This is a genomic window from Paenibacillus rhizoryzae (genome assembly GCF_059686995.1).
In genome coordinates this window covers 367,073-381,339 of record NZ_JCAALT010000006.1, presented here as the reverse complement: position 1 = coordinate 381,339, position 14,267 = coordinate 367,073, and the positions used below count along the sequence as shown (strand labels likewise).

The window sequence follows — 14,267 nt, the reverse complement described above, 5'->3', positions numbered from 1 at the left end:
GAAAACTTTCAAGCACGTTTAAGGAAGGTGTAGAATGGAAAATAAAACCTATATGGTGCTCGGTGCAATCTTTATGATGGTTGGCGCAGGCATTTACACGATCGAGCGACTCGTGAAGATGATTGCTTACGCAGTGGCGACCGCGAGCAGCGCAAATCTGGATTTGTATGCGAATCATCTTGGCGGCGTCGGCATGTTTTTCGGCAACTTCTTCGTCTGGTTCTTCTTGTTAATCGGATTTGTACTGATGGCTTTTGGATTTCCAGCAAGAAAATAAGAGGAGGTATCCGTATGGCTGAACAATCGGTTGAAGAGCGGTTAAAGGCATTAAACATTGAGCTGCCAAGCGCGAGTGAACCCGCCGCCAAATATGCCAATTGTATGATCGTGAACGGTCTCCTGTTTGTGTCAGGCAAAGGGCCGGCCGGGAACCCGAGGGGGAAGCTTGGGATTGATTATACGACAGAGGATGGCTATCGGTTCGCCAGACTGGCGGGTCTTGAAGTGTTAGCTGTGTTAAAGGATACGCTGGGCTCGCTCGATCGCGTAAAGCGGGCAGTGAAAATTCAAGGCTTTGTTAATGCAGGACCCCATTTCGAAGAACATCACAAAGTGCTGAACGGCTATTCCGATTTGCTGTTTGAAGTGTTCGGCGATAATAAAGGAAACCACGCAAGATCCGTGCTTGGGGCAGTCTCGCTGAGGAATAACCTGCCTGTGGTGGTGGATTCGATATTTGAAGTTGATGCAACATCATGAGCAGACCTCAATTAGTGCTGGATGTGGGAGGCGTGCTGCTGACGAACTTCACACCGGAATTCTGGGAAGAGGTAGCGGGGCGGGCAAATGTTTCGTTCGACACGCTGCGGACTGCTTTCAAACGAGACCTGCGTGAAGATTTATGGACGGGCCGGGTCGATGAGGGGGCGTTCTGGCAGTGGCTGGGTCAGCAAGATTCGGGGCTTGATGTGCAGCTTGCGCGAGCAGGCATGTCCAAACATCTGAAGCAGCTTCCTGCATTCCATCGCATTCCGGCGTGGAGCGAATACGCAGATATCCATCTGCTAAGTAACCATCGTCATGAGTGGCTTGCCCCATTGCTTGCTCCCATTCACAGCCACGTAGCAAGTGTGACCATATCGAGTGAGGCCGGATGCTGCAAGCCGGATCCTTCTATCTATCGAATGGTGAGCTCTCGCATACAGCAAGCGGCCAATATCTTGTTCGTTGACGATGCGGAGCGAAACTTGAAGGCAGCACGGGAGCTGGAGTGGGAGACACTCTTGGCGGATCGCGACGGCATCTGGGTGGAGCAGGTTGATGCGAGATTGCGAGCTGTCGTCTAATGAGGGACACACAGCCGAGCCCAGTCCATTCCAGGAGTGAAATTTTATTGTGAAGCTGAGAGACGGATTCCGTGCTCTCGGCTTTTTTATTTGCAGCAATTCCTAGTAGATTCTCCCATTTTATCCAGAGATGCTGCCTGTAAAATAGTATTCTATTCAGGACAGCCGCCTTCCCTCTTGAATATCCTATCGTTTATAGCATAATAGAGGCAAACCCCACTAGCAGCTACTAACCGAATAGGAGACTCCTCTATGAAATGGCTGACCTCGCACCTGCTAGATCCCATTCGCTCCAGGTTGTTTTACAAGATGCTCATCATCTATTCGCTGCTTACTCTAATTCCGTTAATTATCGTCAGCTCCACCTTCTACATTCGTTCCAGTCATCTGATCGAGAAGAAAGCCACCGAAGAAGCGCAGCAAGGACTGTCCGGTTCGGCAGAGAAGTTTGACGAAGTGCTTTATGCCGTAAAAAGCCAAATGCTCCCCATCAGCGAAAATGTACTCCTCCAAGCCATGTTCCGCAACGTCAAGAAAGGCCAAGTCAACGCAAGCTTAAACGCATCCGTCTCGGAGCTGCTGCAATCCGAGCTGGCGACGGCGAAGCTCAAGATCGGCGATTTTGTCGGCGATTTGTACGTGGTTGGCATTAATAACAAGGTGCTGTACAGTACCCACGCTAAGAAGCGGCTGCTCTACGCGGAAGCGTTCTGGAAGATGCCGTTCGAATTCGATCGTATGCCGGAATGGGCGTTCTTTAATGACGATAAACGTATGGCCTGCGTGGTCAAAATCTTCGATGAAGGCCAGCGCCCCTCAGTCGATTCCGAGATCGGCCGGTTGATCATTACGCTCGATGCCGCCAAGGTACAGTCGCTGTTCATGGATTACGCCCCAGGCACCTTTTATATTACGAATGCAGATAATCAGATCATGGCCGCCTCCCTGCAAAATCAAATCGGACACTTGCTCGACAGCCGCAAGCTGCAAAGCGAGCTGGTCATTCAACAGAAGTCGCGTTACTCCGAGTTTCAATATGTGCTGCTCGCAAACCCCGGTACCGGCGGGCTTGTACAGAAGCAAGCGTTGTTCTCGATCGGCGTCACGGTTGCAGCATGGCTTGCCATTACGATTGTGACCTATGTCATCCTGCGCAGAATAACGATCCCCATTCAGCGTTTAACGCGGTTAATGCGTGCCGCGGAGCGGGAGGAATACCAGCTCATCAGCGGCATTACCACGACGGATGAGATCGCGATGCTCTGTAATGGCTTCAACAGTTTGGTGCAGAGGACGAGCCATCTGATCGAAACCAATTATAAGAACGAGTTGCTGGTCCGCGAGGCGGAGCTTAAAGCCATCCGCATGTACATTAATCCCCATTTCCTCTACAACACCATGGAATATATCAGCATCATGTCCCATTCGCCGGAGAAAGCGAAGCATATCCCGCAGATGGTGCAGCATTTATCCGGGATTTTCCGATTCTCGATTACACCGGGCAATCAGTTTGTCGAGCTGGGTACCGAGATGGAGTTTGTGCGGAAATATCTCGAAATTCACCGTTACCGCTACGGGGAGCGCTTAGCCTACACGATCGACCTGCCTGATATGTATCGCAAAATCGCCGTCCCTAAGCTTCTTCTCCAGCCATTGGTGGAGAATGCTGTCGTTCACGGCATCGACAGGCTGCCCGAAGGAGGCTCGATCTCCATCACCGTGAAGGAAGAGCAATATGAGCTGGTCATCGAGATTGAGAATAGCTCGCTCGTTAACGGAGCACTGTTGGAGACGGCGGCAAGCAGCGGTGACTCCCTGTTGAAGCATCCGAAGGGATTGGGCACCGGGCTTGATAATGCTAATGCCAGACTGCGGCTTCATTACGGGAATACCTACGGGATCACCTTGCTCCACCTTGATGGAACAACCATGGCGAGGGTGCTAATGCCAATACAGATCTTGCAAGATAACGAGGAGGGCTGAGCACATGCGGATTATGATTGTGGATGATGAACGCGAGATTCGCGAATTTCTGGCTGGCATGGAAGGTTGGGCCTCGATTGGCTGTGAGGTCGCTTGGACGGCGGCCAATGGTGAAGAAGCACTCGGCATATTGAACGCGTGCACATCGCTTCCGGATGTCATTATTACCGATATTCGCATGCCTGTTATGGACGGCATTACGTTTGCGGAGCATGTGCGCAGGCGATATGCGGATATGCCGATTATTTTTCTGACGGCCTATCATGAGTTCGACTATGCTCGGCAAGCCGTGAAGCTGGGCGTTTCGGATTTCATGACGAAGCCTTTCCTGCCGGAAGAGCTGATCCGCACGGTCGGATCGCTTCGTGAACATGAGCCGATGCTGGCTGGCTGGCGTGAGCATGATCAGTTCTTCGAGCTGCTGGCAGATGAACAGCATTCAGCAGCGTATAAGCAGCAGTGGCTGCAAGGCAACGGACTGCAGGACGGTGATTTCATCCTGTTGTATGCAGAGCTTGATGCACCTCGCGACTCGGATAACGAGCATTTTCCGTTTGCGGCGGCACATCTGCGCGGACAAATTGAGACGGCTGCCGGGGGCATCGGCCTGCAAGGCTGGACCGCGTCATCCGCGAGCGGGATTTACTTGTTCGTCCCGCTAAAGCAGCAATCCGGCCTGATTGCCAGCCGGGAGCAATTAATGACCTTTGCCAAGGAAATCGCATCGGTCAGCGGGTCTCGCGCCATGTCGCTGTCTGTCGGGATCAGCCAGACCTTCTCGACCTTTTGCAGGCTTCCCGAAGCGCTGCGCCAAGTGAAGAAATGCATGGAATACCGCATGCTGCTCGGCAAAAACTCCGTCATCGCCTACGATGCGATGGAATCGTTCCTGACGGAGAAAGAGAAGGAAACGGACGCATCGCTTAGCTTAATTGCAGATGCGCTGCGCAGCAACGATCCCGAGGGGATTCGCGCACTACTGAAGGATTCTTATCGCAGTATGCTCTCTGTCGGCGCAAGTAAGAAGGACATGCAGCATTACGCGCTTCATTTGATAGAGAAAGCAGAGGCGGCGCTGGCAGATCTCGGCATTCGCCCTTCGCATGGCTTGTCCGTCGACATCCGAGAGAAGCTGATCAAAGCCGTGCTGCTCACTGACATTATGAAGGAACTGGAGCGTCAGCTCATTGCCTATCAAGTCTTCATGCAGCAGGAGCTGCAGGATTCGCCGCTGAAGGTAATTTCGGATGTGAAGCAGATTATTCGCGAGCGGTTCGCCGAGGAACTGACGCTGCAGGCGGTGGCGAATAAGCTGAACGTCAACTATTCCTATCTGAGCCGGCTGATCAAGAAAGAGACTGGCCATAATTTTACCGATATGCTGTGGGATTACCGGATTGAGGCGGCCAAAACGAAGCTGCTCCGCGAGGATCTCAAAACCTATGAGGTTGCCTACGCGGTCGGCTTCAAGGATACGGCCCATTTTAGCTTCATGTTCAAGAAGAAGGTGGGTCTCTCTCCGAGTGCCTACCGCGCTCATGTTAGAGGCGGACAAGGGGTCGCGGAGGAATAAGAAAGCAATTCCAGCATAGAAACGGTAAAATGCAGCTATCCTCTCAACTTCATGTAAGCGCTACACTTAACTTGTGAGATAACAGAAATGAAAAGAGGGTGTTGTGGCAATGAAGCTCAAAGGACTATCAGCGCTGGCGGGTGTACTGCTTCTGACAACGGTCATGTCAGCTTGCGGCAATTCAAACAACAACGAGGGCAATACGGCGAAGAACAACAGTAGTGCAACGACTGATACCACTACGAATACGGCTGCTACGAATGATACCAGCACGAACGAAGCGGCTACAAATGATGCGGCTACCAACGATGCAGCTGCACCCGCTGCCAATGACAAGGAGTTTACAATCCGCGTTGGCGCTTGGTTTCTGGATGATCGCCCGCATATGGTGGCGTTCAAGAAATCCGTTGAAGAGGGTTACGCGAAGCTTTATCCGAAGGCGAAGATTCAATGGGATGTCGTGCTAGGCGCGACTTACTTTGACAAGCTGAAGGCGCAATTCGCTTCCGGCTCCGCACCGGATGTCGTGTTCTACCAAGGGGTGGATTTTGCAAAATCCGGCAACCTGCTTGATCTCTCCGCCGAGCCATGGGTTCCGCGTCTGAACGACGGCGGCCAGAAGGATTTCCAAACCCACGCAGACGGCAAAACATTCGGCGTACCAATGGGATTGTCCATTGGCGGCGGCGTTTGGTATAACAAGAAGATTTTCTCCGACCTTAGCATTAATCCTCCGAAAACAACGCAAGAGCTGTTCGACGCCGCTGAGAAAATCAAAGGCGCCGGCAAAACGCCGATTACGCTCGGCTTCAAGGATCAATGGACAGCGCAGCTCTTCTTCACAAACTGGATGAGCTCGTATCAGCTGGCCGACCCAACGCTTGGAAAGAAAATTTACAACGGCGAAGTGAAGCTCAACGAAGATCCGCTTATCCAGAAGGTATATACCAACTTCGAAACGATGAAATCCAAAGGTTACTTCAACAAGAACGCGATCAGCATCGACTGGCCGCAATCCGGTCAAATGTTCGCTTCCGGCGAAGCGGCTATGATCGTTCAAGGTCCGTGGATGCCCGGTGCGAATGCGGATAACATCTCCAAAGGCGGCTTCGAACCGTTCGATATCGGCTACTTCCCGCTTGCGAATGACGAAGGCAAAGTAGCAATGGGCCTCGGCAGCAACGAAGCGCTCGGTATTAATGCGAAGACCGAACTGCTGCAGGAGTCCAAAGACTTGATTAACCTCATGACGACGCAGGACATTATCAGCCCGTTCATGAAAGGTGACGGCGCACTTACTTCCTTCACCGATGTAACGGTGAAATACGATGACCCGGCTATGGATGCCGTTCAAGAAGCGGTTGCGAACAGCACGGTTGTGACATCGAACATTACAAGCTACATTCCGGCGAGCGCGACTACGAACATGCTTGATCTGCTCACTAAAGTGGTATCCGGTATTAAATTCAACCCGGATGATCTGAAAGCGGCGCAAAGCAGCTTCGAGAAAGACAAAGCGACTGTAACTCCACCGGCAGAATAAGCATGGGGCCATTCTAACCACGCAGCAGCATCCACAGTATGATGAACACGTTCAGCCGGAAGGCTGAACGTGTTTTACAAAGTCCAACCTGAGTAGGTGAAGTCAAATGAGTTTGAATCGCAAGCAATATTGGATCGCCTGCTTGTTTCTGGTGCCGGCGCTTGCCATCTTCGGCATGTTCTTCTATTATCCGTTTCTGCAGAGCATCTACTATTCCTTCACCGAGTGGAACGGGATAAAAGCACCGCGTTATATCGGACTCGACAACTACAAGTATTTGTTTAAGGATGTGCAAATGCTTGATGGCATGAAGAATACGCTCAAAATGGTTCTGTTTGGTCTCGTCGTACAAAATCCGCTGGCTCTATTGCTGGCAGTATTGCTCAATCGAAAATTTCGGACACGCGGCTTTCTGCGTACCTCTTTCTATTTACCGGTCATTATCAGCCTTGTTGTTACCTCGGTTGTATGGGGCGAGCTGCTGAAATATGACGGCTTTATCAACGGCATTCTGCAGCCCACCATTGGCGAGGCGAATGTGCAGGACTGGCTAGGCACGGTGTATACGTCATTCCCGACGATTATTCTGCTGACGCAGTGGCAGGCCATTGGGTATTGCGCATTGATTTATCTCGCCGGCCTTCAAGCGATACCGGCAGATATTTACGAGGCTGCGGATATGGAAGGCGCGAAAGGGTTTGCTTTGTTCCGCATGATAACCTTCCCCATGCTGATGCCGTCTGTGACGATCGTGTTGTTTCTGACCATCGTAGGTGCGCTTCGCCTGTTCGATCTGCCTTTCTTGCTGACGAATGGCGGGCCGGGCTCGTCCTCGTACACGCTGTTTCTGGCAGTCTATAATGCGGCCTTCAAGAATCAGAGCTACGGATATGCGACGGCTGCGGGAATTGTGCTGGCAGTCTTCATTATCATCGTGACCATCATTCAGCTCAGCATCACGCGGCGCAGGGAGGTTGAGCTATAGCATGGGACTGAATAAGAAGCCCTCGATCGTGCTTGAGGTACTGTTGTTTATAGCTGCTTTATGCTTCTTGTTCCCGGTCTTCTTCCTGGTGGAGATGAGCTTCAAGGAGCCGCGTTATTTCTTCAAACCCTTTGAGCTGCCTCATAGCTTATATTTGAACTATTACAAATCGGCCTTCACCGATATGGCGTTCTTCCGCGGGTTATCCAACACGCTGCTGGTTACGGCAGGTGCGCTTGGGCTCACCATTCTGGTAGCCTCGATGGCGGGTTATGTGCTGTCGCGCAGGCAGGAGAAGCTGTTTCGCTTCGCCTACCTGTTCTTCCTCTCCGGGATGGTTATTCCGACGATGGGCTCGCTCATTCCGCTCTTTACGATGGCGGTCGATATCCATTTGATGAATACGCATACGCTGCTCGTGCTTATCTACACGGCGGGCTTCATCCCGTTCGCATCGTTTCTGTATGCCGCATTTACGAAGTCGATTCCGCGGGAGCTGGAGGAGTCGGCCAGCTTAGACGGCTGCGGGCCGTTTCGGCTGTATTGGCGGATTATTTTCCCGCTGCTGCTGCCGGCCACGGGGACGTTTATCGTGACGAATGTGTACGGGGTATGGAATGATTTTCTGACCCCGCTCATCTTCCTCAACCAGCCGGAGAAAATGACCCTCATGCCGCAAATCGTCCAATTCATGTTCAACAAACAATCCGTCAACTACGGCCCCGTGTTCGCCGTCAGCGTACTGGCGGTGCTGCCGCTCGTCGTCCTGTTCGCGTTCACGCAGAAGTACATGCTCCGCGGCCTGACCGCAGGAGCGGTGAAGGGGTAGGGCGGCTGGTCGCGGTGAAGCGGGGAGCCGCTTGCCGCGGGGATGTTCGCTAATCGCGAGATGCCGCCAGCTAGGCTTGCGGCTGCTGCGCTGATCGCGGTGGAAGTGGGGGAGAGTTGCTCAGAGAACAACACGTTTACGGAAAGTGGCTGAATGGGTGAAAGAGTAGCTCTGATAGCAACACATCCACGGAAAAGTAGCAGATTGGGTGAAAGAGTAGCTCAGGGAGCAACACATTTACGGAAAAGTAGCAGTTTGAGTGAAAGAGTAGCTCTGAGAGCAACACATTAGTGGATAAGAGTAATTAAGAGAGGTACCAGTTACATCACATAGGTGGGAAAGCGGCGAAAAAGATCAGGAGAGGTATGGGTTACCTCACATTGACGGGACAGCGTTGATAAGTAATGAAGAGCGGTACTAGTTTCCCCTTTGTTGGTGATCATCGCAGCAAGAAGCGCACAAGGAGATCTACATTAGCGAGAATGAGGTCAAATCGGAGCAAGAAGCACACCACGAGATCTACATTAGCGGACCAGCGGAACTTTTAGCTAGAAGTGGCGTGCCGCGAGCGCGACTAGTATATTCGCAGGAGGCGATGATCAGTTATGGCAGAGCATAACCAACCGTACGAAGTAGCGGTGTACTATTTTCCACAGTGGCATCCGGATCCGAAGAATGAAGCGGCCAAAGGGGAAGGCTGGACGGAGTGGCCGTCGCTTCGGGTGGCGAAGCCATTTTTCGAGGGGCATGAGCAGCCGAAGGTGCCGCTCTGGGGAGAGCTTGACGAGTCTGACCCTGCGGTGTCGGAGAAGCAGATTGATGCAGCCGCGGATCATGGCATCACTTCCTTCATCTATGATTGGTACTGGGATTTGGGCGGCGGCGAAGGGCCATTCCTGCATCGCGCGCTTGAGGATGGTTTCCTGCAGGCGCCTAATCGCGACCGGCTGCGCTTCGGCATCATGTGGGCAAATCACAATGAGGTGTCGCGCGAGCGGTTTGATGCGATGACGGACTATTTAATTATCCGCTATTTTAACGAGCCTAATTTTCTTAAGATCGAAGGGAAACTCTATTTCTCCATCTACGAATGCCATACCTTGATCAAAGGGCTTGGCGGCATCGAAGAAACGAGAGACGCGCTCCAGTCCTTCCGCGAGAAAACACGTGAAGCCGGCTGCGGCGAGCTTCATCTCAATTTGGTGGAGTGGGGGTTGAACGAGGCCAATCGTGACATCATCGGACCTGACACGAATGAGCTGATCCGCACGTTAAGCATAGATAGCGTTACTTCTTACGTGTGGGTCCACCATGTGGAGCCGGCATCGTTCCCAGACTCACCATACGCGGATTGTGCCGCAGAGGCTGTCGCCAAATGGCCCGAGTTCCGCGATGCGTTCGAGGTTCCCTACTACCCCAATTCGACGATGGGCTGGGATCCTTCGCCGCGCTGCAGGCAAGATATTCCGCTCGTGCGCGGTGAATATCCGTACACGCCAATCCTGACCGGCAATACTCCCGAGGCGTTCGAGGCGAATCTTCAAGAGGTGAAAGACTATCTCGATCAGTCCAACCTCGCCACGCGGCTGTTCACCATTTATGCATGGAACGAGTGGACCGAGGGCGGCTACCTGGAGCCGGACACGATTCATGGCATGAAGTACTTAGAAGCGATTCGCAACGTGTTTGGCAAGTAAGCTCCACAAACGCGATGAAAACGCGGTTCCTCCGGGAATCGTGTTTTTTGCAATTTTCTGTTTATTTCATTCCCATTTGATCTCAATGTGGAGTATACTCGTTTTTAAAAACATTTGTGAGGGGGAGCCAAGCCATGTCTGCGCAAAATAAACCCGATCGAGGCGAGCTCAAGCGAATTCTCCGCGAACTGGGGCAAGAGGAGCTTATCGAAGTGTTGTCCGAGCGCATGTCCGGCTCGGACCTGAGCACGCTGCTGCTGGAAGTGTTCAGGCAGCGCGCCGCCAAGCGGCAGCCAAGCGATCTGCTGCGCAGCTACAAGGAGAACCGCTTCGTAAAGCCGGCGGTCGTTGATCCGCTTATGCTGAAGCAGCTGGAGCTCGATTTGCTGCGGATTGCTCAGCAGCAAGCTTACGCACCGGTTCAACTGTCGCCCGTTGCGCCGCTTGGCTCCTGCTCCATCGTGGCGCCGGCGGATCAGAACAAAATCATTTCCGCCCTCCGAGGCACCGAGGTCGTCGCCGATGTGACGAACCTGCTTGCGCTCTACATCGCGGACGGCATCAAGTCCGGCGACCTGACCAACGCACCGGAGATGCTGCGCTACTGTACGACGCATCGCCATGTCAGGGCACAGAAATTCCCGGATGCGCCTGGGATGCTGCCGCATTTTGGCCTATACGCGATGGTCACGTCGGGGAAGGACAGCGGCTCCTACTCCTTTGAGAAGCAGGCGGTATGGGAGCATATTGCGGTGTACCGCGAGATGTTCCGAGCACGATTCGGAGGAGCGGAGACCGAGATTATCATGAATGCTCGTCCGGGTTACACGGATGCTGAAGGACTGAACAGCCGCCTGATTCAACATATCAAGGAGCAAGCACCGGAGCTGACAGTTACCGTCAACAGCGAGCCATCGGACAACGCCTACTACAAGGGGCTTCAATTCACGATCAAAACAACCATCGACGGCAGGGTGCATTATATTGGCGATGGCGGTTACGTCGATTGGACCCAGCAGCTGCTGGGCAGCAAGAAAGAGCGCATGCTGATCAGCGCCATCGGACTCGACCGTCTGTTGCTCGACTAAATAAGCTTAACTACTAGAGAGTGTTGGATAACTCGACCTGTGAAATAAGCACATTTTTAATATATGGACACCCAAGCTGAACACCGACCTAGACAAACTCCATAATATGAACAAAATGGAAATCTAGGTGGCTATATAGATGCATAAATCCAACCGGAAAAATTGTAAAGTAGGTCGTCCAAAAAAGAGAGACAAATGTAAAGAGGACGTCGTTAAGAAAAGGGAAATCGTAAGGTGCCCTCCTCCTAAAATAATCGTAAATGCTCCAATGGGAGCAACGGGTGTCAAAGGCGCAACAGGAGCGACAGGCTCAACAGGAGTAACAGGTGCAACGGGAGCAACTGGTGTCAGGGGGGCAACAGGAACTACAGGTTTAATAGGACCAACAGGTTCAACAGGTGCTAGAGGTGCGATTGGATTGATAGGGTTATCTGGTGCTACCGGTGCCACCGGAGCTACTGGTTTACCAGGGGCGACTGGTCCTTCAGGTGGACCGATAGGACCGACAGGAAACACGGGTCCAACAGGGCCTACCGGAGCAACAGGATTAGTCGGAGCGACCGGAGCGACCGGTTTAGCTGGAGTAAATGGATTAGCTGGAGTAACTGGAGTAACCGGAGTAACTGGAGCAACCGGATTGCAGGGATTTATCGGGGTTACCGGAGCGACAGGAGCAACCGGGTTAGCTGGAGTAAATGGAGTAACTGGAGCAACCGGGTTGCAGGGATTTATCGGGGCTACCGGAGCGACCGGGGCAACCGGTGCAACAGGAGCGACCGGGGCAACAGGTGCAATAGGAGCTACCGGAGCAACAGGGGCGACCGGGGTGACAGGAGTAACAGGAGCAACAGGTAATACCGGAGCAGCTGGTGCGACAGGAGGAACAGGAGCAACTGGTGCGACAGGAGGAACAGGTGCAACAGGCGTGACCGGGGCGATAGGAGCAACGGGAGCAACCGGAGCAACAGGGGCGACCGGAGTGACAGGAGCAACGGGTGAGACCGGAGCAACAGGAGCAACAGGGGCGACAGGAGCAACAGGTGAGACCGGAGCAACAGGAGCAACAGGAGCAACCGGGGCGACAGGAGCAACAGGAGCAACCGGGTCGACAGGTGCAACTGGTGCAACAGGAGCAACAGGAGCAACAGGAACTATCGGAGCAACAGGAGCTACCGGAGCAACAGGAGCTACCGGAGCAACAGGAGCAACAGGAGCAACAGGTGCAACCGGGGCGACCGGAGCAACAGGAGCAACAGGAGCGACCGGGGCAACAGGAGCAACCGGAGCAACAGGAGTAACCGGTGCAACAGGTGAAACCGGGGCGACCGGAGCAACAGGAGCAACAGGAGAAACCGGGGCGACCGGGGCGACCGGGGCGACCGGGGCAACCGGGGCAACAGGAGCAACAGGAGAAACCGGGGTGACCGGTGCAACAGGAGCAACAGGGGCGACCGGAGCAACAGGAGCAACAGGAGAAACCGGGGCGACCGGTGCAACTGGTGCAACAGGTGCAACCGGAGCGACAGGTGCAACAGGGGCGACCGGAGCAACAGGAGCAACAGGAGAAACCGGGGCGACCGGAGCAACAGGTGCAACCGGAACAACAGGAGCAACAGGCGCCAACGCAGTCTTGAACTTTGCAGATTTTTATGCGTTGATGCCTTCCGACAATGCAGCGACGGTTGCTCCTGGTACAGACGTAAGTTTTCCGCAGAATGGTCCTTCCAGTGGGACTGCCATTGCCCGAACGAGTCCCAATACATTTAACTTATCTGCAACCGGCACTTATCAGGTGCTGTTCCAGGTAAGCGTGGACGAAGCGGGTCAATTGGATTTGACACTCAATAACGTAGAGCTACCTTATACGGTGGTCGGGCGAGCAACGGGCACTTCTCAAATAATAGGAATGGCTCTTGTGCAAACGGTAGCTGCCAACTCCATACTCACTGTAAGGAATCCTGCTGGCAATGCCACGGCACTAACCATAACTCCTGTCGCCGGAGGAACAAGGCCAGTTTCAGCGCATCTTGTTATCACCCAACTCGCCTAGTAAATCAAATAGTTTGCATAAAAAAAGGCGAAGTCCCGGAGCATTCACTCGGGGATTTCGCCTGTTTTATTACGCTTTAGCGGCAAGCGGTGCAAAAGCGCCGCGATACGCTTCAATGATTTCATCTTCCCAAGTCTCGTTGTCGGAGTTCGGAATGCGATTCTCCTGCTTCATCACTTCGAACACCTGGCGCATCCCTTCTTCAAGGGAAACGGTCGGAACAAATTCAGGCACATCGCGCATCAGCTTCTCGCAGCTGTAGTAATCATTGTGCATGAAAATTTCTTCGCAAATGCCGAATCGGCCGGAGTCCGTGGATTTCAAGGTTTGCAGCGGCACGCCAATAAGCTCGACTTCTCTGCCCAGCACTTTCATGGCCAGCTTATGATGCTGCTCCCATGTCGTGAAGCCGCGCGGTACCACGTTGTACGTTTGGCCCAGACAGTGCTTCTTGCCGAGTACGCCTGCGAATGCTTTGGCCGCATCATCGACATGAAGGAAGGAGTGAGGTGCTTTGCCGTCACCGCAGATGAGCAGCGGCTTGCCTTTGAGAATGCGGTCGATCCAAGTGAAGTCCCAGGCAACCTGACGCAAAATGCCGATTTGCGGGCCGTAGGTCGTCGACGGCTTCAGAATCGTAACCGGGAAACCCTCGCGGTGGTAAGCTTCCATCAGCGCCGTGTCGGCATCAACTTTACCTTGGCCATAACCGCTGATCGGACGAAGCTGGTGATCCTCGGTAACAGGCATCCACTCGTAATCCACGCCATACGTACAAACCGTGGAGCATTGGACAAAATGCTGCACGCCGCGGAAGGCGCGAATGCTGCTCTCGGCATCCTCGCGGTTAAAGCTGATCATATCGATGGCCGCATCGAATTTCTCCTGCTGCATCGTTTGCTCGAATTTGTCGCGTTCCTGGCGATCGCCATTGATGACGCGCACGCCGGCAGGCAGTTCAACGCTGCTTTGACCGCGGTTATAACAAGTAACCTCGTGGCCTTGTGCCACCAGAAGACGAACAATGCTTGTACTGATATTGCCGGTACCGCCTAGGATAACAACTCTCATGTCTAAACATCCTCACTCTCTCGTCTTTAATCCTGTGAAGAAAAAAACCTCCTGCTAATAGTACCACAGGAGGCTGTTCGATTGGCAATCCTAATCTGCCCA

11 protein-coding genes and 1 pseudogene are annotated in these 14,267 nt (G+C 53.2%); 11 read left to right on the top strand and 1 reads right to left on the bottom strand.

Translation table 11 applies throughout. The annotated features are described in order from the left end of the window. The first annotated feature begins 34 nt into the window (after positions 1-34). The 11 genes and pseudogenes from AC6ESO_RS19725 to AC6ESO_RS19675 all read left to right on the top strand — a co-directional run. Positions 35-277 carry a hypothetical protein gene (locus AC6ESO_RS19725; protein ID WP_497092852.1) on the top strand — a complete coding sequence of 81 codons (243 nt, stop codon included), beginning with the start codon at positions 35-37 and terminating at the stop codon, positions 275-277. Between the two features lie 14 nt (positions 278-291). Further along, positions 292-759 carry a RidA family protein gene (locus AC6ESO_RS19720; RefSeq protein ID WP_497092851.1) on the top strand — a complete coding sequence of 156 codons (468 nt, stop codon included), beginning with the start codon at positions 292-294 and terminating at the stop codon, positions 757-759. Beyond that, the gene (locus tag AC6ESO_RS19715) at positions 756-1,346 is read left to right on the top strand and encodes an HAD-IA family hydrolase (RefSeq protein ID WP_497092850.1); all 591 of its coding nucleotides are present in this window, start codon (positions 756-758) and stop codon (positions 1,344-1,346) included. The genes AC6ESO_RS19720 and AC6ESO_RS19715 overlap by 4 nt, the downstream gene beginning before the upstream one ends. 252 nt (positions 1,347-1,598) lie before the next feature. Then, the gene (locus tag AC6ESO_RS19710; RefSeq protein WP_497092849.1) at positions 1,599-3,329 is read left to right on the top strand and encodes a sensor histidine kinase; all 1,731 of its coding nucleotides are present in this window, start codon (positions 1,599-1,601) and stop codon (positions 3,327-3,329) included. Positions 3,330-3,333: 4 nt separating this feature from the next. Beyond that, positions 3,334-4,902: a response regulator transcription factor gene (locus tag AC6ESO_RS19705; RefSeq protein ID WP_497092848.1), complete on the top strand. Its 1,569-nt coding sequence runs from the start codon at positions 3,334-3,336 to the stop codon at positions 4,900-4,902. Between the two features lie 109 nt (positions 4,903-5,011). Then, positions 5,012-6,445 (top strand): ABC transporter substrate-binding protein, encoded by a 1,434-nt coding sequence (locus AC6ESO_RS19700; protein ID WP_497092847.1) that lies wholly within the window; start codon positions 5,012-5,014, stop codon positions 6,443-6,445. A gap of 106 nt (positions 6,446-6,551) precedes the next feature. Beyond that, on the top strand, positions 6,552-7,430 hold the full coding sequence (locus AC6ESO_RS19695; RefSeq protein WP_497092846.1) for a carbohydrate ABC transporter permease: 879 nt from the start codon (positions 6,552-6,554) through the stop codon (positions 7,428-7,430). A 1-nt stretch (position 7,431) separates the two neighbouring features. Continuing rightward, a complete protein-coding gene (locus tag AC6ESO_RS19690) occupies positions 7,432-8,259 on the top strand; it encodes a carbohydrate ABC transporter permease (protein ID WP_497092845.1) in 828 nt (275 codons plus the stop codon). A gap of 605 nt (positions 8,260-8,864) precedes the next feature. Next, positions 8,865-9,956, top strand: coding sequence for a glycoside hydrolase family 99-like domain-containing protein (locus AC6ESO_RS19685; protein ID WP_497092844.1), 1,092 nt, complete (start codon positions 8,865-8,867; stop codon positions 9,954-9,956). Positions 9,957-10,090: 134 nt separating this feature from the next. After that, positions 10,091-11,044 (top strand): hypothetical protein, encoded by a 954-nt coding sequence (locus tag AC6ESO_RS19680; RefSeq protein ID WP_497092843.1) that lies wholly within the window; start codon positions 10,091-10,093, stop codon positions 11,042-11,044. Between the two features lie 271 nt (positions 11,045-11,315). After that, positions 11,316-13,094: pseudogene (locus AC6ESO_RS19675) on the top strand (collagen-like protein); the annotation flags it as partial. A gap of 69 nt (positions 13,095-13,163) precedes the next feature. On the opposite strand, the gene AC6ESO_RS19670 reads toward AC6ESO_RS19675, so the two are convergent. After that, positions 13,164-14,165, bottom strand: coding sequence for an NAD-dependent epimerase/dehydratase family protein (locus tag AC6ESO_RS19670; RefSeq protein WP_497092842.1), 1,002 nt, complete (start codon positions 14,163-14,165; stop codon positions 13,164-13,166). Between the last annotated feature and the right edge of the window lie 102 nt (positions 14,166-14,267).

Bases quoted from the DNA above. Each gene is read 5' to 3' on its own strand.
- AC6ESO_RS19725 (WP_497092852.1), top strand. From the start codon at position 35: ATGGAAAATAAAACCTATATGGTGCTCGGTGCAATCTTTATGATGGTT.
- AC6ESO_RS19720 (WP_497092851.1), top strand. From the start codon at position 292: ATGGCTGAACAATCGGTTGAAGAGCGGTTAAAGGCATTAAACATTGAG.
- AC6ESO_RS19715 (WP_497092850.1), top strand. From the start codon at position 756: ATGAGCAGACCTCAATTAGTGCTGGATGTGGGAGGCGTGCTGCTGACG.
- AC6ESO_RS19710 (WP_497092849.1), top strand. From the start codon at position 1,599: ATGAAATGGCTGACCTCGCACCTGCTAGATCCCATTCGCTCCAGGTTG.
- AC6ESO_RS19705 (WP_497092848.1), top strand. From the start codon at position 3,334: ATGCGGATTATGATTGTGGATGATGAACGCGAGATTCGCGAATTTCTG.
- AC6ESO_RS19700 (WP_497092847.1), top strand. From the start codon at position 5,012: ATGAAGCTCAAAGGACTATCAGCGCTGGCGGGTGTACTGCTTCTGACA.
- AC6ESO_RS19695 (WP_497092846.1), top strand. From the start codon at position 6,552: ATGAGTTTGAATCGCAAGCAATATTGGATCGCCTGCTTGTTTCTGGTG.
- AC6ESO_RS19690 (WP_497092845.1), top strand. From the start codon at position 7,432: ATGGGACTGAATAAGAAGCCCTCGATCGTGCTTGAGGTACTGTTGTTT.
- AC6ESO_RS19685 (WP_497092844.1), top strand. From the start codon at position 8,865: ATGGCAGAGCATAACCAACCGTACGAAGTAGCGGTGTACTATTTTCCA.
- AC6ESO_RS19680 (WP_497092843.1), top strand. From the start codon at position 10,091: ATGTCTGCGCAAAATAAACCCGATCGAGGCGAGCTCAAGCGAATTCTC.
- AC6ESO_RS19670 (WP_497092842.1), bottom strand. From the start codon at position 14,165: ATGAGAGTTGTTATCCTAGGCGGTACCGGCAATATCAGTACAAGCATT.